Below are 23,676 nucleotides of genomic sequence, written 5' to 3' on the forward strand. Positions count from 1 at the left end.
TATTAGTAGTTACTCCAGCCAGACCGTCTGCGTGAAAGCACCATTCGCCGCGGCATCCCACACTTCCAGGCGCACCCACTTACGACCGCGGAGGTCCAGCGTCTGCCGGAAGGTCTGCTCACCAAAAGCGGTGCTGCTGGTCAGATCAACGCGGTGACGGTACGTGTTCTTACCATCACCCGAAACGATCTCCGCAAAATTTAACGGGAAGGTCCAGCTGACGCGGAACTCGATTTTTGCTGCAGCAGGATTTTCGATCGCCCCTGAACTGCCGCTGCCACGGCCGTTTACGGTGAAGGAAGGAATAAGCACTTCGCCCGTGGTGGTAAAGAACCTGCCCGATGTCATCGCGTCGACCACCGGCTGCCAGCCTTCGTCGAAAGCAGGCAGCTTCTCCAGCTGCAGGTAGTTCACATTGAGATGAGCATACATTTCATTCTCCGGCTCGATGGTGAACAGGTCCGCTTCACCAATCACTTTTTTCTTGTCTCCCCAATTGTTCATATCATCCATCAGGTCCAGCACGCGGCCGTTGCCCAGTTTGGCATGCGACAGGTCAGCCGGCATCGCTTTCCAGGCTGCGCCAAGAAAACGGTCCGATTTGAAAAAAGCCTCGTTCCTGTACTTGTCGGGATAACCGGTGGATCCCTTGGTGCGCGCATGCGCCGTCCAGGCCAGCCCGCCCTCCTTTTCCAGCAGTGTCAGCATCTCTGCCGGATTCCCGATATGGTACACTTTGCCGTAAACGGGATGGACGGATTCCATCAGGCTGTCTTTTTTCCGCGACATGATCCAGTAGACCGGTTTGGGAAAAATCTGAAGCCAGTGGCCGCCATAGAATTCGTTGGGCTCTTCTCCCGGCATCAGTAAAAATTCCTTATCGGAATACTTCCGGCACATGTCGAACAGGTATTTCAGCTCAAGTAACCGCAGTTCGTCCGGACCCTGCGGATGCGCTGTATAGTGGAATTCGGCCAGGTGTACCATGTCCACGCCGGTCGACTTGAATACTTTTACAAAATTGGGGGTATCGGGCATCGGCTTGTTGGCCATCATCACGTTCACTACAAACTCGTTGTGAAAGTGGCTAGACATCGTTTTGTATCCCAGTAACGCCACATAGGAATCGTTGTGGGTGAATTTTTTCACGTCGGCCAGCACAGCAGGCGCACCTGCTGCGGAAAGCTGGCAGAAAAAGTTCAGGCGCTGCGCCGTATGCGGCGGCGCGTTGAACCAGGGCACAAAACGTTTGTCGCCATACAGGTCCTGCCGAATGCCGATCCCGTATCCGTCAAATGCATTTTTGTAACCCGAACCATACCAGGTGAATTTTAAATTGAAGGCCTCATCCAGCGGGTAGAAATATTGGTGGGGTGCGGGAAATACCGCGATGCTTCCACCCTTGCTGTTGCCAATGATCGTGCGGTATTTTACTGCCTGGTGCTTAGCGCTGTCACCGGGCTGCACGGCAACCGTCTGCAACTGGTCGTACACATCGGCATAGGAAACCGTTTCCCAGTTGCGCTGTTTGCTGACCAACCCGGCATCGTAGAGGATAGCGGTGGAATCAGCGGCGGTGCTCACCACCGCGGCGATGTTCAACAGGGCACTTCCATTGTACAACGTGATCTCCATGGCCCCGGTGAAACCAGGTGCCGTGGCTTCGCCGATCCGGATAACGGTACGCGACCCGTAACTGCTGACAGCAGCGCTGGATTTTTTCAGGTCCACTTTGTGCGACCGGTATGGCTTCAGCGGTACCTTGTCAAAGAAAATATTCCAGCCATTTTGCGATACCAGGTCGCGCTTGCCCACGGTGAGCCAGAAGGCGGGATCAGCTTCCGCGGCAATCACCTGCAAAGCAGTCCCCTTCAATAACCCGATGCTCTTGACCAGCGGCGCATCCTGGTCCAGGTTGATCACCAGCTGCCCGTATACTGCCTTTTCCACCGGCCATTTAACGGACAGGGTATTGTCTTTTCCCACGGTGAGTTTCACCCCGCTTTTCTTATTGAAAGCTGTAGTATTGACGGGTAGCTGCGCGCTACAGCAAAATACAGTCAGTAGCAGGACAATCAAAGCACTTATTCTCATTTCCATGTCAGGATTAAGGGTTTGGAAAAATTTTCTGCTTCGCGTGAAAGGTAACGGGCAAAGCCTTCGCGCGTAGCGAACAAGGCATCCGATTTTTCCCAGCCCACGCAAAACCGGTAAATAGCCGGACGGTTGTCAGAAATCTTCTGACCGATGATATAGCTGTCGTAGATCTTCTGCACATAGGTCATTTTGCCTTTCACGATTTCTTTCGGCAGGGAGTCGACAGCTGTAAAGGTTGCTGCGGGAACAAGGATGGCCATGCCGAGGTTGTCGTGGTTTTCCGACTGGCGGCCATAACTGTAAAAAGCAGCGGTACTGTCCTGTATGAACTGTGCCGGGACATTTTCGTAAAAATTCGCCACCCCGGTTTGCAGGGCAACCCCCTCCGGCAGGCCCGCGGTCGATACGATGGATTGATAAAAATATTGACCGCCCCAGGTACTGATCTGCTCGGTGATGGTAACCGGCTTTTCCTTGATCGTAAACTGGTAAACGATCCTGAAAACAGCACGCAACGGCCCATCTGCCAGTTTCTCGTAGGTTTCGGACAACACTTTTTCGCCACCCAGCCTGATCGCCGAATCGATTCCATTCACCGTGAAGGCCAGGGACCCTGCCCCCAGCGAATTGCCGGCATGCAGAATGTCCATCCCCCAGGGAGCGAGTTGATGGTAACTGGCATTCAGGTTGGCACCAACGGTGTCCATCACAAGTGCGGGCGCTGTTTTACCGAAAATATCCTTGCCATTCCTGGTATCGAAATACAAACGGAAAGCTACCTTATCGTTTTCCCAGGCCGGCCCTTCCGTGAGGTACAGCGGCAGGGGTTGCCGGCCAAAATCCGTAGGCGGGTTGTGCAGCGGCATGGTTTCTTTTGGAAGATCGGGACCGAAAGCAGTATCGCCGGTCTTTTTTCTCAGGCGGACATGCGCCCGGGAAGCAGCCGTGTCTGTATTCTGGTTACTGGTGGAAAAGCGTACTGCCTGGTTGGGCTGGAAAGAATACAAAAAACAGGCTTCATCCCATTGGCCGTCTTGGTCGAGGTCGTCCAGTTGCGTCACAACAGGCTGGCTGTTTTCGTCCACCACCGAAAAGTTTTTGCCAACAGTTCCGTTTTTTGAAAGCGCTGTCCTTGACAGCACAACCAGTTCGTCCGGGCGCGCATAGGCGGAGGGGTTAGTCACCGTAAAGCGGGCCACCCTGTTGCTGCAGCCGGTAAGGGCAAGTGCAGCGCATACAACCATCAATGGTTTCATACGATTAAAGCAATTCGTTTAGGCTGACCGCGTCCATATCGGTATAGGTGTAGTTTTCTCCGGCCATTCCCCAGATAAAACCGTAGCTGGAAGTACCGCACCCGCTGTGGATGGACCAGGGCGGCGAAATAATGGCTTCGTGGTTGTTCACGACAATATGCCGTGTTTGCTGCGGTTCGCCCATCAGGTGGAACACCCGCTGGCTGTCGGGGATATCGAAATAAAAATAGGCTTCCATCCTGCGGGTATGGGTATGCGCCGGCATGGTATTCCACACGCTCCCTTTTTCCAGGATGGTGAGGCCCATGACCAGTTGTGCACTCTGTATGCCTTCGGCATGGATGTATTTGTAGATGGTCCGTTGATTGGCTGTTTCCTGCGAACCCATAGAACTTCGAGCGGCTTCTTCTTTTTTCAGTAAGGTGGTGGGATAGGCCTGGTGGGCCGAGGCGGAGAGCAAATAAAAGCAGGCCGGCTGCTGTGGATCGGTGCTGGCGAAACTTACTGATTGCACACCCTTACCGATATAGAGGCAGTCGAGCTTGTTCAGCACATAGGTTTGTCCGTCAGCCACTACCTGTCCCCTGCCGCCCACGTTGATGACCCCTAACTCGCGGCGCTCCAGGAAATAGCTGGCGCGCAGTTCCGGCTCGTTGGGCAGCGTTATGGGTTGAGTACCCGGTTTTGTGCCGCCCACAATCACGCGGTCGTAGTGCGAATATACGAGGGCGATAGCATTATCACGCATCAGGTCCTGCACCAGGAAATTAGTACGCAGGGCCTGTGTATTCATAGTGCTGACCTCAGCAGGACTGTTTTGAAATCGTATTTCCATGTTTACAATGTTACTGAAACGGTTTCAAACACCCTGAGGGACAGCCACGAGATCAACATGCATAATGTATCATTATGTGTCCAAATTGATACACGATTAACTTAGGTGTACTACAGTGGCAAACTACAGGTTGTCAGAAGTTGCATTCACATACATTTTCTGGTGTTCTTATAACCTTGCCATTACAATTTTAATAGGTATACTGCAATGTGTAACCTTTCATCCAGTTAGGCGTCTTAGAAATAAAACGTTATGAAGATTTACCTCATCATATTGGTACTCGTTTGCGCTTTGTCATGTAGTGACGCCGGGAATACGGCAACATCTACGGACAAGGAAAACATGCAAGGAGCCTGGTTGGGGCTAACAGAAAGCCTGAACGGCGTCAAAAAAGATGTATCATTCCTGTATGTCTTCAAAGGTGATACACTTACTTTCACAGACGAGACCGGGAAGGAGATGAAGTATTCCTTCAAGTTGGACACCATCGCCAACCCGAGGTTGCTTATTGTTCGGTCAGAGGACACGCTTACCAATCCCACGCCTGTGAGTATTGGATATGAGCTGAACGGCGATTCACTGAAGATAGTAGTCGCACCACGTGGTTTGCATCCAACAGAAATATCAGATAAAAACGATCAGGAATTGATTTCTTGCAAGCGAAAGGGTTCATGAAAAGCTCAACCAAATTGCTTGTGAAAAGGAGATAACTATGCATCTCTCAAATTACTAAACCGGTTTTGCGTCATTGAGCATAGCATACAACGTAAGGGCTTTGCGAAGTACGAGCATTGGATTCCTGTCGTTCGATTGGCCGTAACTTTTTATTTAGGTCGGTCAAAGTACAAAAGTTGAGTAGAATTACAAATGCCTTTAAGGTGATATTCTGTCGCCCGTATTTTGTAAAACACTTGTTGCCTGCAGTTTTTCGTCAGTCTGCCATATCACAATAGAAAGCATGTGAACTATCACTAGAGATAATTAAAATTCGGTCGAGATTTGGTATTTTCGAATCGTCTCGAAATACTATAACCTTCTGTCCCAAATTTTGAGGTGTCCACCAATTCGGTCTAGGCGTATATGTCGGCAAATACGATAATGTGTCTTGGAAAGAATGTTCAGAAATCTTAAAGGCTATTATCGAATTGATCCTATTTATTTCTGGTGGACAAGTTTTAAATTCAAGCCAAATGCAACAATCAAGTCGGGGAACTATTTGATCGGTGAAATTAATTATTTTGGTACAGGAGTCTTTTGGGATGCCAAACAAGGCAGAATATGCTTGAGTCCCTGATCGATGTTTTACAATACTGATGTTTTCAGACAATATTTCTTTGAACTTATTAGCGGGTGTTCCGATAAGATTAATGGCCAGCCAGAAGAAGCAGAAAATTGTTAATAAAAGAAAACCAATTGAATACATAAAGCGATTAAGACTTTTAAATCTAATGCCTGTCACAACCAGAAAGACAAAAGTCGAAAAGCATATAAGTCCAATTATTATGGGAGGAGCAGGATGTGTCATAAAATTGCAGGCAACGAGGCGGACCTTGGTGAAGAAGTGGTGTCATTGTTTTGTCGCTTCACCTATGCTCCGCTGTTGATTAATGTTTATAGCTACAAAATAGTGCTAAACCCGCTATTTTGCCAAAGTCATGTTGCCTGAAGTTAATCCTCAGTCCGATGCTCCTCAATTACTTGTTTAATAACTGGGTCTGATGAATACAGAAGCAAAACGCTTAGGCCATCCTTCCCTTTAATCTTCATGATACTCTCTGCACTGTAATCTCTTACATCCGGATCTGGATGGCTTAGTAATTCAACGAGCAGACTCTCAGTGTTATTATGTCTAAAGTAGCCAAGCGTAGAAGCTAATACTCTATTTACATAGTGGTTATACTTATCAAGTAAAAACATTAGTTCAGAGGGGTCGTCTCTTCTTTTCTTTGTTTGTATTTTGTATAGGAGGTTTTCAACTTCTTCGTCATTTTGGCTAAGTCTTATCTTGTTCAACAAGGTTTGATAGTCTTCGGTTCCCGTTTTAGGATTAAGCCGCTCCCGAATTTTATTTGCCTTTATAGAACTTCTAATACAATAGTCGCAACCACACGGCCTGCTTCCTTTTGAATCCGGTTTGTAACGCCAACCGATCGTTTGGGGTAGCCTCCTGACTTTTTCAATTTCGTCAGGCTCTATTTTGCGGTCAATGATCAACTCATAACCCAAGGGATCATCCAGGTTCATTATCTCTTTGATGGCCTGTCCAAGTGAAATATGTTTGTGCTCCTCATTGTACTTGCCTGCAAATACCATTTGGGAAGAGTCAATTTTAAAGTACACGCCAACAAACGTCTTGACGCCTCCTCTTTTAAGCTCTCTCAGCCATTGATGAGTGACATAAAAATTTGGAAGTACAGGCATGCAGAATATTCCACTTCTAAACTTCCCAACCTTGATGCCTCCGTTCTGTATCTTTTGAGCATCTCGCTCGTCAGCTAAATGTACTAAAGTCGGCATGATGATAACATAATTGCAGGCAACGATAAAGTGTTAGCGAAGGCGGGCGTGAATAATTTAATGCTATATCGCGTGTCACGAGCCCGCTTTTGCAAACATAATGTTAGCGGCTGTATTTTCGCTTTCTTCCTTTTATATGACTGTCAAGAGAATATAAAAATCTTGGCATTTTCTCTTCTTTTTTCCTTACTGCTTCCAATAGCGTCGCTAACTTTTCAAGTTGAAACTCTTCTAGCAGGTTTAATCTGAAAAACTGTCTATTTAAGAGCTTTCTCAAAATTAATGTAGGATCATTACCCAATGAATTCGTAAAAGATTTTACGGCAACAAGCTCACTTTCGCTTTGAGTTAAATTTAAGTACCAAAGTTTTCCAGCTTTTACCAGGTCATTGTTTTTGAAATAAAGGTTTGCTAATTGACAATTTAAATCCTTGTCCAAAGGATTACAACGTATGGCTCCCTCAAGACGAGAAATTGCTTTGAGTAAGTCTCTTTGTTCCAAATCTTTTTCAATTCGCTTACCTAGCATCTTCCTTTTGTAATCGATATATGTTCCAGTGTCTCTAGTTGCTTTAGTGGTGATAAAAAGGGATTGTATCCTATTAAGAATGTTTTTAAACACGAACTCTCTGTTTATATAGCTGCTAACGGTTTACGTATTGGCGGCGGTAGGGCATTTGAAAAACGTCAGCCCAACATTTGCACAAATGCTCAATAGAAATACAAATGTTGAGTTTACAACCGTCAACCCCACTATTGCCAATGCGATGTTAGCGGTTCGGCTTTGGATGCGTCAAGTCTGTTCATAGATATATTGCGTAGTTGATATTTTTTCTGCTAGTTCACTGTCTTTGTCAGCAAAATGAAAAAATCCTGTTTCTAAATGTTTTGAATTGTCTTTAATCCATTTTATCAGTTTTTCAACTGAAGAATTGTCTATTTCCCTAAATTCAGATCTCTTACCGGTCAAATCATTGTAATAGTTATATACTAAATCAACATAATTTGAAAAACTATTGTCTTCTATGCTTATCGTCCAACGGTTGAGCAACTGTTCCATTTCACCCGTTAACTTGTATATTTCAGTAAAAGCTTCTTTGTCAAAATATGGCTTATTTCTCGTTGTATCAGTCCACCAAGCCCATAGAAAATTAGTAACGGCTATTTTTTCTGTGTCACACCACTCTTGCCATTTGCCATATTCAAGTTTACCAAGCACAACAAAAGTGTCGACAATAAAATCAGTCGTGGCTAAAAGCTCAATTATTCTTGGCAAATAGTGTTTGAAGTCATCTGTGTCGCCCCAAGTCGTCATTGCTTTAAAAGCATACCTTGACAGGTCGCCTTCATTTAAGTCCTTTAATTGTTTAGAGTGAATTTTCTCTTTGTCAGCGTCAGAAACACAACAAGCACAACCTTCCATTGTCGACTTAAAAGGGTAAATCGAAAATGTTTCGTAAAGGTTTTTAATTGCTATTTCTAATTCTTTTGTCATTGTGTGATGTCGTCTGTAAGCTGACCGCTAACGGTCAAAGCATTTGCGAAGGCATGGCATTAGAACTACTTTATCCTCACTTACGCATTGATGTAGAATTTTGTTCTATCGTTGAAAGGCAGCAATTCAGCCATGTTTTTGCAAATGCTATGTTAGGCGTTCGCTTTTCTTTTTGTTAGCCAAAATAAACGCAAACGAGAAGTAAATGACAGTTGCTGAGACAATACGGGGCGTTGAACTTTCTTGATAGGAAACAGACCAACTTGAAGGTAAATAATCCCTATAAAAGCTGGTGATCCAAATGTATACTCGCTCATAAAACACAAACCAATTGACACAAGTGACTACAATCAAAGTAATGGCAACTTTCATTCTGAGTCGCTTGAACAGGAAAATCAAAGGAACAATGCCTGTCAAAAAAATGGCGGCAAAGAAATGACTACCATTATCTGTTAATGATAAGCCATTTTGCGCTGACTCTGCATAATTTTTATAGTAGCAAACAGTGGTAATAATGGCTACAGACAGTGCGAAAATAAGTACTAAAAGATTTGCCACATTCAGATATTCGTTTCTCAAAGTCTTGAAACGATTAAAAAATAATGTTGTAACCAGGAACATAATTGTCGATATGCCATATCCGATAAGTAAAAAACTCAAATAGTCCAATATCGTGTACATAGGGAGTTTTAAAGTGACGCCTAACGTATGTGTTTGTGTAATATAGGCAAATAGGCGCACTTGCGGTTTTTTGATAAATGGCTGATGACCAATTAAAAATGTTGCGCAATATGTATTGCGTAGTTGCGTCAATGCGCTGTCGATTGATACTCGCAGTAGCTTCTAACGCATTCAGGTATAAAATAGAAATTTTCAGTCTTGCTTGCAAACGGACTAATACGAATTTTTCAGGGTGGGCTAGTCTTTACAAAAAATTATGGAATATTATTGCCAACCCTTTAGGGTTCTTAAGCAATCAAAATCACGAAAGCCGGGGGTCACCCGTTTTCGCAGATCAACCACGCCATTTTCAGATTCAGGTAACTACAGCGGAAAATCCCGCAGCGCCGCCCCTACAGCACTTCAATCTGGTTACGCAGCAAATCTTCAAACCCGTCGCGTTTGCGGATCAGGTGCGCTTTACCATCGAGTACCATGATCTCAGCAGGTTTCAGCCGGCTGTTGAAATTGGAGGACATTTCGAAGCCGTAGGCGCCGGCATTGTAAAATACCAGCAGGTCACCCTCCCGCACTTCATTCAGCGTACGGTCCCAGGCGAAGGTATCCGTCTCGCAGATATTGCCCACCACGGTATAGATCCGCTCGCTGCCGTATGGATTAGAGATATTCCGGATGCGATGGTAAGCCTCGTAGAACATGGGACGGATCAGGTGATTGAACCCGCTGTTCACGCCCACGAATACGGTGGCTGTAGTCTGCTTGATCACATTCGCCTTCACGATGAAATAGCCGCTTTCGCTCACCAGGAACTTGCCCGGCTCAAACCATACCTGGATCTTTTTGCCGGTCTCCTTCTCGTAAGCTTTGAAGGCCTCGGTCACTTTTTTGCCGAGCAACTCGATATCGGTCTGCACATCACCATCCTGGTAAGGCACTTTAAAGCCGCTGCCGAGGTCGATGAATTCCAGTTTGGGGAAATGCGTGGCCAGCTCAAACATCACTTCCAGCCCCTGCAGGAACACGTTCACATCCTTGATATCGCTGCCGGTATGCATGTGGATGCCGGCTACATGCAGGCCCGTAGATTTCACCACGCGCTCAATATGCCGCATCTGGTGAATGGAGATCCCGAATTTGCTGTCGATATGACCGGTGGAGATCTTGTAATTCCCACCGCCCATGATATGGGGATTGAAACGGATGCAAATCGGGTAAGAGCCGCCGTATTTGGTACCGAACTGTTCGAGGATGCTGATGTTGTCGATGTTGAGGTTCACACCAAGCTGCTTGCCTTCATCGATCTCTGCGAAGTCGACACAGTTGGGCGTAAACAGGATCCTGTCGGGGGTAAAACCAGCTTTCAGTCCCAGCTTCACTTCATTGATGCTCACACAGTCGAGGGATGCGCCGATCGATTCAACATATTTCAGGATGTTGATATTGCTCAGTGCCTTACAGGCATAGAAGAAACGGGCATTGCATTCACTGAAGGCTGCTTCCAGCTTGGCGTATTGATCGCTGATCTGGTTAGCATTGTATACATAAAGCGGAGAGCCGAATTCCCTGGCGAGTTCAACCAGGTACTCATTGGTTAGTTGCGACATAGAATTTTCAACAAATGGCAGCGAATATAATCATTCTTCCGCAGCCTTGTCGCCTTCTTCCGCAGTATCCGGATCGATATCACTATCGGATTCCAGCAATTCACCAGTTTCGTTTACGTGCAACTGTGAATTCGGAGCGTCCATCACCAGGATGTCAGTAACCGTCTCATCATCTCCGTTCTCCACATGCTTCTGCTGCGGATGGATAAGGGTGGGTTCGATCACCTGATCCGCCAGCACCTCCCTGATTCGTGGCAGGTCTTCCGGACCGTTCAGTCCGAAATAATCCATGAAAGACCGGGAAGTCACATACACCAGGGGTTTGCCCGGGAGATCTTCATTCCGGCCGCTGATCACGATCAGTTCCTTCTCCAGCAGTTTCTGGATGCTGTAGTCGGCACTTACACCACGGATGGCTTCTATTTCAGATTTGGTGATGGGCTGCTTGTAGGCAATGATGGCAAGGGTTTCCATCGCTGCACTGCTGAGGCGTTTCAGGAACTTATCGCCATTCAGCTGGGCCACTGTTTTATGGAAGTCTTTCTTGGTCAGGAATTGCCAGCCACCACCACTGAAGCGCAGTTCAAAAGGATAAAACTCCGACTGGTACTTTTCCACGATCCCTTCCAGGGCCGCTTCCACCTGTTCGAGTGTAATCTTGTCTTCCATGAATCCGAATGCCTGGTTGATCAGTTCCGTCAATTCCAGGCCACCCAGTGGCTTTTCACTGGCAAAAATCAGGGATTCGATATGAAGAATGAGGTGTCCGATTTCCATAGACTTAATTTACGGGTTAGTAACAGGTTAACTGCTACAATCAACATGCCGCAAGCTTCTATAAAATCGGAAGAAAGGGAAATGGAGTTGTCCACAATGGGGATAACCGCCTTAAAACAGCAATCTTAACTACCCTGTAACGCTGCGGCACCACTAACGATCTCCGTGAGCTCGGTAGTAATGGCTGCCTGACGGGCCCTGTTGTAGCTGATCTTGAGGCTACGCAGCAGCTCGTTGGCGTTCTCGGAGGCTTTGTCCATCGCTGTCATCCTTGCACCATGCTCAGAAGCATTGGCATCCAACACTGCCTTATACAGTTGCGTATTGAGGATCTTGGGCATCAGCTCAGCGATCAGCTCTTCCTTGTTGGGTTCGAAGATGAAATCGCTCTTTTTGGCGTTCGGGCCAGCTTCAACTTTCGGAATTGGCAGGAAACGCTCCACCGTAAATACCTGCGTAGCGGCATTCTTGAATTCGCTGTAAACGATCTCCACCACGTCAAATTCACCGGCTTCAAAAGCTTTTACAGCAGCCTGGGCGCAAGCCTGTACTGATTCAAAGTGCAGGTTAAGGAAAATGTCCTTAAAGCGGGCATCGGTCTTGTAATTCGCCTTCTGGAGTGCCTCCCAGGCTTTCTTACCGATATTCCAGATCGTCACCTTACCGGCAGCATGCTGGCTGGGGTAACGCTCCCGGATTGCCGCTTTGGCAGTTTTGATGATATTGGCGTTATAGGCGCCTGCCAGTCCGCGGTCACTTGAAATCACGATAAACAACACATTTTCAACGTGTCTTTCCTGTGCCAGTTCCCCGCCCAGTTCGCCTTCGGCATTGCTCACGATATTGCTCAGCATTTCCTGGAGCTTATTCGCATAAGGCCGCATCTGCAGGATGGCATCCTGCGCCCGGCGCAGCTTCGCAGCGCTTACCATTTTCATGGCCTTCGTAATTTGTTGCGTGCTTTGTACGGATTTGATCCGGTTACGAACCTCTTTTAATGCTCCTGACATATGCTGAACTGGAAATTTGCCGCAAAGGTAATTGCATTTGGGGGAATTCCCAAGCCTGGCTTTTCCTTAACTTTGCCGTCCTGCCAATTTGACCAGAAAGCTTAATTAGCATTGAAATTGACGGGATTACAGTTTTAGACACATCAATTTGACAATACCAGCCTATGTTAGGTTTTATCCAGCAACTATTCGGAGGCAGCAAATCCGAAAAAGATATTAAGCAAATACAGCCGATTGTAGCCAAGGTTAATGAATATTTCGTTGCTTATCAATCACTTTCCAACGATGCCCTCCGGGCCAAATCTGCCGAATTCCGTACCCGGATCAACGATAGCCTCCAGGAAGTGGACGCCGAGATCACCCGCCTGACCCAGGAAGCAGAAGCGCTTCCTTTCAGCGATTTCACCGGGAAAGAGGCGATCTACGTGGAAGTGGACAAGCTCCGCAAGAAGCGCAACGAAGAGATTGAAGCGGCCCTGAAACTGATTGCGCCCGAAGCTTTCGCGGTGATCAAGGAAACCAGCCGCCGGTTTAAGGAAAATGCGACTATTACAGCTGCTGCGACGGAACTCGACCGCCAACTCGCTGTAAAAAAGGACTATATCAAAATTGAAGGAGACCAGGCCGTTTTCAGCAATACCTGGACGGCCGCGGGGGGTACCATCACCTGGAACATGGTGCATTATGACGTGCAGCTGATCGGTGGTTACGTACTTCATTCCGGCAAGATCGCCGAAATGGCCACCGGTGAAGGTAAAACCCTGGTGTCGACCCTCCCCGCCTACCTGAATGCACTCGCCGGACAAGGCGTGCACATCGTTACGGTGAACGACTACCTCGCCCGCCGTGACTCTGAATGGAACGGCCCCATCTTCGAATGGCTCGGCCTCACGGTGGATTGTATCGACAAACACCAGCCGAACAGTGAAGAACGCCGCCGCGCCTATCATGCCGATATTACCTACGGCACCAACAATGAATTCGGTTTCGACTACCTCCGCGACAACATGGTACATAGTCCGGATGAAATGGTACAACGCCGCCACCACTTCGCGATGGTGGATGAGGTCGACTCCGTACTCATCGACGATGCCCGTACGCCCCTCATCATTTCCGGTCCCGTGCCCCGCGGCGACGAACAGCAGTACCACCTGTTGAAACCCCGTGTACTCCAGCTTTTTGATGCCCAGAAGCAGGTTACCAACCGCTTCCTCAATGAGGCCCGCAAAAAGATCGCTGAAGGCAATGATGACCCCAAAGACGGCGGCCTCGCCCTGATGCGCGCCTACCGCGGTCTTCCGAAAAGCAGCGCCCTGATCAAGTTCCTCAGCGAACCTGGCGTTAAGGTAAAACTCCAGAAATCCGAGAACTACTACCTGGCCGACCAGCAAAGGGAAATGCCTAAAGTAGACACCGAGCTGTTTTTTTATATCGACGAGAAAAACAACTCCGTTGACCTTACCGACAAGGGTATCCAGATGATCACCCGGTCAGGAGAAGATCCTGAATTCTTCGTACTGCCCGATATCGCCCTCAAACTTGGCGAGATCGAACAGAGCACTGCCTCGGCAGAAGAAAAACTCCAGCAGAAAGAACAACTGCTGAGCGAATATACCCTCAAGGCCGACCGCATTCACACGATTCAGCAATTACTGAAAGCCTATACCCTGTTCGACAAAGACGTTGAATACGTGGTGATGGACGGACAGGTAAAAATCGTGGATGAGCAGACGGGCCGGATCCTGGATGGCCGCCGTTATTCTGACGGCCTGCACCAGGCGATCGAAGCGAAAGAGAATGTGAAGATCGAAGCCGCCACCCAGACCTATGCCACCGTTACGCTCCAGAACTATTTCCGGATGTACCACAAACTCTGTGGTATGACCGGTACAGCCGAAACCGAAGCAGCTGAATTGTGGGATATCTACAAACTCGACGTGGTAACGATCCCGACCAATCTGAACATTATCCGGAAAGACCACCAGGATCTCGTTTACAAGACCAAACGCGAAAAATACTCCGCCGTAATCGAGGAGATCGAGAACCTCAGCAAAGCCGGCCGTCCCGTGCTGGTGGGTACCACCTCCGTTGAGGTGAGCGAATTGCTCAGCCGGATGCTGCAGGTGAAAAAGATCCCCCACAACGTACTGAACGCCAAACAGCACGCCCGCGAAGCGCAGGTGGTTGCTGAAGCCGGTCTCCCCGGTGCCGTGACCATCGCCACCAACATGGCAGGCCGCGGTACGGATATCAAACTCGGACCCGGCGTAAAAGAAGCTGGAGGTCTCGCCATCATTGGTACGGAACGCCACGAAAGCCGCCGTGTTGACCGCCAGCTGCGTGGTCGTGCCGGCCGCCAGGGTGACCCGGGTACGTCCCAGTTCTATGTATCCATGGAAGATGACCTGATGCGCATGTTCGGCAGCGACCGCATCGCCTCCCTGATGGACCGTATGGGCTACAAGGAAGGTGAAGTGATCCAGCACAGCATGATCACCAAGAGCATTGAAAGGGCGCAGAAGAAAGTGGAAGAAAACAACTTCGGCATCCGTAAGCGCCTGCTGGAATACGATGACGTCATGAACAAGCAGCGGAACGTGGTATACAAGAAAAGGCAGCACGCCCTCTTCGGAGAAAGGCTTGCACTCGATCTTGACAACGCCTTCTACACTGTTGCCGAGGGTCTCATCAGCTCTTTCAAAGAGCAGGAGGACTACGACGGTTTCAAACTGGCTACCATCGTGAACTTTGGCATTGATACAGCCATCACGCCTGCCGAATTCAAATCAACGAATGCCCAGACTCTCGCTGATAAACTATACAACGAGGCCACTGAAAATTACCAGCGCAAGATGAACGCACTGAAAGACCAGGCAACACCGGTCTTCCAGAATATCCGCGCCACCCAGGGCCAGCACATCGAAAACGTGGTGGTACCGTTTACGGATGGCCGTAAGGGTGTCAGCGTGCTGAGCAATATGCAGAAGACGCTTGATACCAATGGCCGCGAACTGGTGAATGCTGTTGAACGCACCATCACGCTCGCCATGATCGATGACGCCTGGAAAGAGCACCTGCGCTCTATGGACGACCTGAAACAAAGTGTTCAGACTGCCTATCTCGAGCAGAAGGATCCGCTGGTGATCTACAAGGTGGAGGCTTTTGATCTTTTCCGCAAGATGGACAGCGAAGTGAACATGAGCATCGTGTCTTTCCTTTGCCATTGCGGCATCCCGATGGAACAGCAACAGCCCGCAGAAGTGATCCGTGAGGGCCGTGAGGAAAAGACCGACATGAGTAAATTGTCGGCCAACAAGGAAGAAGTAGATGCCCGCGGTGATGATTATGCTGCAAATCAGAACGACTATTATGATCCTACCGGAGGCCCTGTAGTGCAGGAACCGGTACGGGTGGGTCCGAAGGTTGGCCGTAATGATCCATGTCCATGCGGAAGCGGCAAAAAATACAAGAACTGTCACGGCGCCAACGCTTAAGCGCAGCCGACTTTATACTATTTTGCCTCGGGTTTCACCCGGGGCTTTTTTTTCCTGCCTACGCTAAAGCTTTGGCAGGCGATGCACACCAAGCACGCAAAGGAGCAATGGCGCAAAGAAGAAAATCCATTTAGGTATCAGGTTTGTTTTCGTTCGGCTGATATATTGATTTTCGGGTACCCGATAAGTTTGCCAGCCTGCGGCTGGAAGCACGCAATAGCTAGCCGATCAGGGGGTACCCCAAATAATGTGTCAAGCCAGATCAGGATTTACGCTCTAACCTGTATAGCTATTCAGGGCAGGCATAAGGCAGCTTCAAATAAGTCTAAAAATAGTCTTATCCTAGTGTCATTCCCGTGTAAACGGGTGGCTTTACCCGGGGAGGAGGCTGGGTTGACACTAGGATAAGACCATTTTTAAGCTTTTTTCAGGCCAGAAATAATTTGGAGCCGACCGGAGATCCGACCCCAGTTCGGAGCTATTCCCCGACCTCTTTGCTACCTCTGTTCAACCTCTGTTGGACCTCGAAAGCTATACGCCGGGTACTCGGGTTTACCTCGAAAACAGAGGCAAACACCTCGGATTCCGAGGTCAACGCGTGGTTCTACATAGGGAACAAAGGCCTGGAACAGAGGCGGAATCAAGGGTTTTGTGATCTCATCCCAGAAAAAGTGCAACCTCGTCCCGCCAAAAGTGCAACCTCGTCCCTGGAAAAGTGCAACCTCGTCCCAATTCAGACGAAAAATTGAAGCCTGGTATTAATTTTGGTTTCCAGTTCAGGTGGCGTTTATGCCCTGCCGTTACCGGGGTTTATCAGCTGAACTTAGTTCTTTTTGGTTTTGTGTTGGAGACGTCCCGGACCCCGGGTGTAGTAAGGTTTAGAAAAGGGTTTCGTTCGGGTTTCGTTCGGGTTTCGTTCGTTAAATTAACGAAGCACTCCTCTGAAACCCCGGACCAGAGCCGAAGGCAACCCGAAGAAAGCTGCTGTAAACGGCATAAAGGGGGGTGTAAATGGCTTAACAGTACTATTCGCTTCCATTTTCAGAAAGACCCCTGGTTCTGGAAACCCTGGTTCTGGTGCCTTGCCAAGGAAAACCGGTTAAATTGGAATAACGGCTCCGAACAGGCGAAATTCAAGGAAAATACAGCGACCGGGCTTACTACCAGCGCTGGGCATCCAAAAGGCCGTGGTTCGTCTAAAAACAACCAAAGAATTCATTCCGGATGCCAGGTTGCACTCAAAGGAACACGAACCTGCCTGGCACCGCGGCCTAAAAATTTTCTTCTTGCGAACTTTCAGCCGCAGGCTGACTATCTCCCAGTTACACGAATAACTGCCTGTCAAACTCAACCGGAATGCTGCATTAAAAACCACTCTGCGCCTTTGCTCCTCCGCGTGCATCGCCTGCCGAAGCTTCAGCGTAGGCAGGAAAAAACTAAGCGGGAAAACTGCCCGCAAAAACACGACCCGTATGAAAATCTTCTCAAAAAAAACTGCATGAAATAATGCGCTCTACAACCTAAGCTTCAGAAACCGCCGCGTGAGCAGGCCGGCCAGCACAATCACCAGCACAGAAAACAGAAGCGATTTGATCAGCCCAACGCCGCCCGTCAACAGAAACGCAGGCAACGACCAGCCTGTAAAAAGCACAACGGCGTAAGCATAGTAAGGAATCAGGTAACACAGCAACGTTTCCGTACCGGCGGGACGAATCACCGAAAACCAGTTGCCTTTTTTCCGGAGATCCACCAGCCAGTACACCACCAGGAAAACCAGCAGCGTGATGCCACTGCAAATCAACACCCATGAAGGGGTAGCGCGGATCTTGGAAATGCCACCAACCGGGCGCATCAGAAAACCGGCGATAATCAACACAACGCCTGCTGCGAGAAAGATGCCGAGCAGGCGTTTCCATTGAAAAGGTTGCTTGTTCACTTCTTTCCAGAATACTTCGGAAGCAATGGCGCCACCAATCGTGAAGGCTGTCATTGATCCTTCTCCAATGGGTGAAATCAACGTTCGCAGCAAACCGCCGGATGGTAGCAGGTGAAGATGGTTTAAAGTACAAAGGGCCATGCTGATCAGCCATCCTGCCCAAAGCGCGATCCGGTTGCCGCTGCTCCAGGCATACAGCAATGCACCAACCAGGTATGCCCAGCCGATCAGCCCCAGGATGCCCCACCACCAGGTGGTAAAACCGGATAGATTGTCTCCTTCCCCACCCTTGTAACGGAAGGCAAGCATCAACAGCGTGATGATGCCGATGGCTTTCAGCGCATAGGTCAGGGTTGCGTTCCAGGTGCGTGGGTATTGGTTCCAGATCAGGATGAAGCCGGTGCAGGCAAGCACATTCCAGAGGCCGCGGGAAATTCCTGAAGCGGCTTCATTAATGTATTCACCGTTTACAAGAAACAGCCCCATCACCAGCAGCGCCAATCCGCGAAGGGTGATATGGCCGGTGATCGCAGCCATAGATTCTCCTTTCTGCATCCGGTTGCGGATGGCAAAGGGGGTAGACATGCCCACGATAAACAGGAAAGCGGGAAAAACAGTATCTGCCAGGCCCATCCCATCCGCATCGGCGGACACATGTTCAAGCCAGTCGGGGATGCCTTTCAGTGACCAGAGGTCGTTGACGAAGATCATCAGCAACATGGTCAGCGCACGCAATACATCGATGGCGCCGATACGGATGGTGGGGTTCTGATTCATGGCAGCGGGGTTAAAATAGGGTTCGCGTTATTTAAGACTGTACTTGTGTTTATAGCGCTCATTCAGTTGTTTATGTTTGTCGGTCAGGTCGATCAATCGCCCCTGGATAAAAGCCTGGGTGATCACACTGCTGCGCATATCTAGAATATCACCTTCGCTAACAACGAAATTAGCGTCTTTGCCAGGCTCGAGGGAACCTGTACGATCGGCAATACCGAGGATGCGTGCTGCATTCAGGGTGATGGCTTGCAATGCCTGTTCTTTCGTCAGTCCATACGCCGCAGCAGTGCCGGCATTGAAGGCAAGGTTACGTCCGCGGGTCTGTCCGTCTTCATCATTGATGGCGAACAACACGCCTGCCTGCTGCAGCATGGCGGGGGTTTTGTAAGGCTGATCCACATCGTCATCAGTAGCCGTGGGAAGACTGTGCATCTGGCTCAGGATGACAGCAATATTATTGGCTTTAAGCAGCGGTGCGATCTGAAAGCTTTCGCTTCCACCCACAATCACCACATCCATGCCGAATTCCTTAGAAAAGTCAACGGCCACCAGCATTTCCCGGACGGCATCGGCGTGCACAAACAATTTCTGCGACTTGTTGAACAAGCCTTTTACTGCTTCATACTTGAGGTTCGTGGAAGCATGGGCAGGTTCGAACGCATATGCTTTTGCTTCACGGAAAAATGCTTTCATCTTATCAACCTGCTCCATGCCCCTTTTCAGCGGATCCCCGGGAGGGTTGGAGGCATCGCCGAAGGGATTGGGTCGGTTGATCAGGTCCGGCATGTTCAGGTGAATGCCATTATCGGGTTTGTAACCTGCATCTTCCCAGTTCCAGGCATCGAGTTGCACCACCGAAGATGACCCGCTGATCAGCCCGCCCTGTGGGGTAACACCGGCCAGCAGGATCCCGTTGCTGCGGAGCGTATTGATCACTTTTGAGTCACTGTTGTAGGCAACGATGGAACGGATGGAAGGATTGAATTCTCCGAGCTCGTTAAAGTCGGCGGTGGCGCGAACGGCATTCACCTCCACCAGTCCCAGTACGGATGAACTCAGGATAAGCCCGGGATACACATGCTTTCCTTTCACATCAAAAACCTTCACATCATCCATGGGGATGGGTAGATCTTTCGCAATCTTCTCAATTTTTCCGCCTTTTATCATGATGGTCACGCCGTCCAGTACCTGTCCGTCACCCACATGAACAACAGCATTTTTAATAAACAGGAGGCCGTTGTAGGCCGGTGCCGGGTAAACCGTTTCCTGGGCAGCCACAGAAAGTGACAGCAGGCCGTAAAAAAGAAATCCGAATATATTTTTCATGGAGAATGTCATTATTGGTTATTGGCTTGTTCACCGTCTACCACGAGCAATCCGTGGCGGTGGAAATGTTCACTGCAGGTCTGCATGATTTCCATGCTGGCCTGGGCGGGAACAGTAGGTACACCACCTTTTTTCTCACCGGCCATTTTCTGTACGAGGCGGCTGCGTTCTGCTGAAATAGCAGCTCTCAGGGCGAGGTCGCGGGTGCGGTCAAAATAGATGATGCCGTCTACGATCGTCTTTTCGGCTTTCGCATAGATGCTCAGCGGATTGTCAGACCACAATACCAGGTCCGCGTCTTTACCCACCTTAATGCTGCCCACCTTATTGTCGACGTGCAGCATTTTCGCTGGGTTCAACGTAACCATTTTCAGGGCATCTTCTTCACTCATTCCGGAGTACTTCACACTTTTTGCAGCTTCCTGGTTGAGGCGGCGTGCCATTTCTGCATCGTCGGAGTTGATCGCCACATTGAGCCCCACCTGCTGCATAATGCCCGCATTATAGGGAATGGCGTCCACCACTTCCATCTTGTACGCCCACCAGTCGCTGAAGGTGCTGGCGTTGGCGCCATGGGCTTTCATTTTATCGGCCACCTTGTATCCTTCCAGGATATGGGTGAATGTATTGAAGCGGAATCCAAAGCGATCGCCTACCCGCATGGCTGCAGTGATCTCACTTTGTACGTAGGAATGGCAGGTGATAAAGCGCTTGCTGTTGAGGATCTCCACCAGGGCATCCAGTTCAAGGTCACGCCGTACGGTAGCGAAGGGATCAGCAGTGACTTTTTTCCCTTTTCCGGTCGTGGTGCCGGTGCCGGCTGCGCGGATCGCCGCTTCATAGTCACGGGCACGGGTAAACGCATCTGCCAATACTTCTTCCACACCCATGCGGGAATCCGGGAACCGGTTGTTTTGGGAAGACGACGTGCGTTTCACATTTTCTCCGAGCGCAAATTTGATGAAAGGATCAGCACCGGCAAATTTGAGCGCCTCGGGGTTGCTTCCCCAGCGGAGCTTGATCAACTGGGTTTGTCCGCCGATGGTGTTGGCTGAACCGTGCAGGATATGCGAACTGGTTACTCCCCCGCTGAGCTGGCGGTAGATATTGATGTCTTCCGGGTTCAGGTTATCGGCTATGCGTACTTCGGAGGTGACAGACTGTGCACCTTCATTGATCGACATGGCTGCAATGTGGCTGTGTTCGTCGATGATACCCGGCGTAAGGTGTTTGCCCGTACCATCGATCACCTGTGCCCCGGCAGCAGAAAGACTTTTACCGACCGCTGCAATCTTTCCGTCTTTAACCAGCACATCGGCGCCTTCTATCTTTCCGTCTCCTTCATTGGTCCACACGGTTGCGTTGCGGATCAGGATCGTGGTGGAAACCGGGAGCGTATCCCAGCCATAGCCGTTAAAGGGGAATTGAATTTTTCCCAGCGAAAGCGGCGCTTTCTTTTTAATGCTGTCTGCTTTTGCGGCGACATCACTTTTGAACACGGCTGTCCACAGCAGCTTGTTGCCTGCCGTGTCTTCACCGGTTCCCTGCCAGCTGCCGTCGTTGTTCACACCGCTCAGGCGTGTAGTCTTTTTGCCGTTTTTGGTTTCCGGGAAACTGATGCGTACAAATTTTCCGTCGCTGCTGAATTTCGCATCAATGGTGTCTTTGGCGAAAAGCCTGGCCGATGTTGCGCTTTTTACTTCCAGCAGGTAGCTGGCAGATTGTTGTGCGCCCGTGAGGGTCAGCGTATACAGGCCATTTACGGCCGACCAGCCCGATTCGTTGACTGCATATTTCTCTCCCTGTACCCAGTTCTGATAAATGATGGTTTTCTCCTGGAATACCGGGCCGGATGTAATGAGGAAATTTGCCCATTTGCCTGGCTCCAGCGTACCGACATCAGTAGTACCGATCACGGCCGCCGGTGTGATGGTCAGTGCTTCCAGTGCCTTGTTTTCGGTGAGGCCGTATTCGATTGCCTTGCGCAGGCTGGCGAGAAACTGTTTGGTGTCTTTCAGATCAGCGGCAGTGAGACAGAAAGGAATGCCGGCCTTTTCAAAAGCGGCCGGATTGGTGGGTGCCAGCTCCCAGTGTTTCATATCGGCCAGGGAAACGAAACGTGCATCATTGGGATCCTCCACATCCATCGCCTGCGGGAAATTCAGGGGCAGGATAAAGGTAGCGCCGGTGGCTTTCATGTCCGCTATGCGCTGGTATTCGTTGCCACCGCCCTTGATGATGAACTGTGTACTGAATTCATCACCGATCCTATCGGCCCGTACAGCCATCCATTTATCGTTGGCTTCAAAAAAACCAGGCAATGCCTGGTTGTTGTTCCATGCCTGCAGGCTCAGGTTGAGACCTTCTTTTGCCGGCCTGGATGCATACCATTTTCCGTCGATGAAGGATTGGCGCAGCAGGGCGATACTACCCATCAGGCTTGTCGGGTAGCTTTGCGTGGAAGAGCCTTTGCTGAAAGAATAAAATGCAGCAGCTCTCTCTTTCAGGATCACTTTGTTTTCCTTTTCGTTTGCCAGGGTGGCCAGTGTTCCGGTACCACGGGCAATACCATCTTTCTGATGGGTCAGGACGGTGCCAAACCCCTGGTCACGGAAATTTTTGGCTTTGCTGTCATCCACCACAAACAGGGCTGCCGCTGAAATATCACTGCGGATCGCCTGGTTCCAGCCATAGGCGCCTTTCTGATTGCTGGTGAGTTGTGCCGGGGCGGAGAAATTGAAACCGCGTGACGGTCTTTCCGGTACCGGTAAGCCATAGTCGCTGTAAAGGTCAATGAAAGAAGGATAGATGTATTTTCCTTTGCAATCCACTACCATGGCCTGAACGGGCAATTGTATTTTTTCGCCTGCTGCAACGATCCTGCCGTCTTTTACGAGCAGTGTCGCATCCTGGATGGTAACACCCGGGCGAACGATAAGGGTGGCGTGTGTGAAAGCGTAGGTGGTCTGTTTTTCTGCGGCGATACCATTGACGGGGAATGTCGTTTGTGCCTGCAGGTGACCAGCCAGGAAGGTGGCCGTCAATCCAATGACGGCATGCCTGCCGGAAAGTAACCGGAAAAATTTTCTCATGAAGCGATGTTTGTTAGCGTGAATGCCGAATATAATTAAATGGCCTAACTTCGAAAGCGAATTTTAACCCCGGTGACCATGAACCTCGCAGCTTGTATTGATCACACCGTATTAAAACCGACTACTACCATCCAGGACGTGGAGAAGTGTTGCCGGGAGGCGGTTGAATTTGGCTTTGCAGCAGTCTGCCTGCCACCGTCTTTTGTAAAGCGGGCAGCAACCATCCTCGCTCCCACAGATGTCAAAGTGGCGACTGTAGTGGGGTTTCCTTTCGGTTATTCAGCAACGGAAGCCAAAGTGGCGGAAACGATCCTTGCACTGGTGGATGGTGCGCAGGAAATCGACATGGTGATCAATCTTATTGCGCTCCGGCAGAATGACTGGGCCTACCTGGTGAAAGAAGTCAACCTGCTCCGGGAAGTTTGCCACAATAAGGGGCGGCTGATCAAAGTGATCATCGAGTCCGGCATCCTGAGTGATGATGAGATTATCGGTTGCTGCGAAAAACTCGGTGCGCTGGGCATCGACTTCATGAAGACCAGTACCGGTTATGCAGAAAAGGGAGCGACGCTGGAAGCCGTTCAATTGATGCGCAAGCACCTGCCGCCAGGGGTGAAGATCAAAGCGTCTGGCGGGATCCGGGATTACGCCTTTGCCAAAGCCCTGGTAGATGCAGGGGCGAGCAGGCTGGGGTGCAGCGCGAGCGTAGCCATTGTAACGGGGGCGCCCGACCACCAATTGGGGAATTATTGAGATTGGCGGGAAATTTGATTATCCTA

The 23,676-nt window shown here is 49.5% G+C and carries 16 protein-coding genes; 3 read left to right on the forward strand and 13 right to left on the reverse strand.

Annotation, left to right across the window (positions count from 1 at the left end):
• Positions 1-9: 9 nt before the first annotated feature.
• The 3 genes from FPE01S_RS19570 to kduI are packed head-to-tail and all read right to left on the reverse strand — an operon-like array spanning position 10 to position 4,188.
• The gene (locus FPE01S_RS19570; protein ID WP_217998250.1) at positions 10-2,100 is read right to left on the reverse strand and encodes a CehA/McbA family metallohydrolase domain-containing protein; all 2,091 of its coding nucleotides are present in this window, start codon (positions 2,098-2,100) and stop codon (positions 10-12) included.
• Positions 2,091-3,353 carry a DUF4861 domain-containing protein gene (locus FPE01S_RS19575; RefSeq protein ID WP_052956044.1) on the reverse strand — a complete coding sequence of 421 codons (1,263 nt, stop codon included), beginning with the start codon at positions 3,351-3,353 and terminating at the stop codon, positions 2,091-2,093. The genes FPE01S_RS19570 and FPE01S_RS19575 overlap by 10 nt, the downstream gene beginning before the upstream one ends.
• A 4-nt stretch (positions 3,354-3,357) precedes the next feature.
• A complete protein-coding gene (gene kduI, locus FPE01S_RS19580) occupies positions 3,358-4,188 on the reverse strand; it encodes a 5-dehydro-4-deoxy-D-glucuronate isomerase (RefSeq protein ID WP_046370800.1) in 831 nt (276 codons plus the stop codon).
• A 252-nt stretch (positions 4,189-4,440) separates the two neighbouring features.
• Here kduI and FPE01S_RS19585 point away from each other — a divergent pair, with 252 nt between their 5' ends.
• A complete protein-coding gene (locus FPE01S_RS19585) occupies positions 4,441-4,863 on the forward strand; it encodes a TIGR03067 domain-containing protein (protein ID WP_046370801.1) in 423 nt (140 codons plus the stop codon).
• Between the two features lie 993 nt (positions 4,864-5,856).
• Here the strand turns inward: FPE01S_RS19585 and FPE01S_RS25140 are convergent.
• From FPE01S_RS25140 to atpG, 7 genes are all read right to left on the reverse strand, one after another.
• Positions 5,857-6,705 carry a HEAT repeat domain-containing protein gene (locus FPE01S_RS25140; RefSeq protein WP_052956045.1) on the reverse strand — a complete coding sequence of 283 codons (849 nt, stop codon included), beginning with the start codon at positions 6,703-6,705 and terminating at the stop codon, positions 5,857-5,859.
• A 103-nt stretch (positions 6,706-6,808) separates the two neighbouring features.
• Complete coding sequence (locus FPE01S_RS25145) at positions 6,809-7,327, reverse strand: DUF6584 family protein (protein WP_052956046.1); 519 nt, start codon at positions 7,325-7,327, stop codon at positions 6,809-6,811.
• A gap of 171 nt (positions 7,328-7,498) precedes the next feature.
• Positions 7,499-8,200 carry a hypothetical protein gene (locus tag FPE01S_RS19605; protein ID WP_046370803.1) on the reverse strand — a complete coding sequence of 234 codons (702 nt, stop codon included), beginning with the start codon at positions 8,198-8,200 and terminating at the stop codon, positions 7,499-7,501.
• Positions 8,201-8,347: 147 nt separating this feature from the next.
• Complete coding sequence (locus FPE01S_RS19610) at positions 8,348-9,013, reverse strand: hypothetical protein (RefSeq protein WP_157474108.1); 666 nt, start codon at positions 9,011-9,013, stop codon at positions 8,348-8,350.
• Between the two features lie 260 nt (positions 9,014-9,273).
• A complete protein-coding gene (gene lysA / locus FPE01S_RS19615) occupies positions 9,274-10,485 on the reverse strand; it encodes a diaminopimelate decarboxylase (protein WP_046370805.1) in 1,212 nt (403 codons plus the stop codon).
• A 30-nt stretch (positions 10,486-10,515) separates the two neighbouring features.
• A complete protein-coding gene (gene scpB / locus FPE01S_RS19620) occupies positions 10,516-11,262 on the reverse strand; it encodes an SMC-Scp complex subunit ScpB (protein ID WP_083990349.1) in 747 nt (248 codons plus the stop codon).
• A 125-nt stretch (positions 11,263-11,387) separates the two neighbouring features.
• A complete protein-coding gene (gene atpG, locus FPE01S_RS19625) occupies positions 11,388-12,272 on the reverse strand; it encodes an ATP synthase F1 subunit gamma (RefSeq protein WP_046370806.1) in 885 nt (294 codons plus the stop codon).
• A gap of 164 nt (positions 12,273-12,436) precedes the next feature.
• Here atpG and secA point away from each other — a divergent pair, with 164 nt between their 5' ends.
• Positions 12,437-15,766 carry a preprotein translocase subunit SecA gene (gene secA / locus FPE01S_RS19630; RefSeq protein ID WP_046370807.1) on the forward strand — a complete coding sequence of 1,110 codons (3,330 nt, stop codon included), beginning with the start codon at positions 12,437-12,439 and terminating at the stop codon, positions 15,764-15,766.
• A 1,513-nt stretch (positions 15,767-17,279) separates the two neighbouring features.
• Here secA and FPE01S_RS19640 read toward each other — a convergent pair.
• From FPE01S_RS19640 to FPE01S_RS19650, 3 genes are read right to left on the reverse strand one after another with little or no spacing between them, the layout of a single operon-like run.
• On the reverse strand, positions 17,280-18,479 hold the full coding sequence (locus FPE01S_RS19640; RefSeq protein ID WP_046370809.1) for a DUF5009 domain-containing protein: 1,200 nt from the start codon (positions 18,477-18,479) through the stop codon (positions 17,280-17,282).
• A 27-nt stretch (positions 18,480-18,506) separates the two neighbouring features.
• Positions 18,507-19,805: an amidohydrolase family protein gene (locus FPE01S_RS19645; RefSeq protein ID WP_046370810.1), complete on the reverse strand. Its 1,299-nt coding sequence runs from the start codon at positions 19,803-19,805 to the stop codon at positions 18,507-18,509.
• Between the two features lie 11 nt (positions 19,806-19,816).
• Complete coding sequence (locus FPE01S_RS19650; RefSeq protein ID WP_046370811.1) at positions 19,817-22,897, reverse strand: amidohydrolase family protein; 3,081 nt, start codon at positions 22,895-22,897, stop codon at positions 19,817-19,819.
• Positions 22,898-22,975: 78 nt separating this feature from the next.
• Between FPE01S_RS19650 and deoC the strand changes: the two genes are divergently transcribed.
• Positions 22,976-23,650, forward strand: a complete 675-nt coding sequence (gene deoC, locus FPE01S_RS19655) for a deoxyribose-phosphate aldolase (protein ID WP_046370812.1) — start codon at positions 22,976-22,978, stop codon at positions 23,648-23,650.
• Positions 23,651-23,676: the final 26 nt, after the last annotated feature.

This window comes from Flavihumibacter petaseus NBRC 106054, from assembly GCF_000974785.1.
GTDB classification, from domain to species: Bacteria; Bacteroidota; Bacteroidia; order Chitinophagales; family Chitinophagaceae; genus Flavihumibacter; species Flavihumibacter petaseus.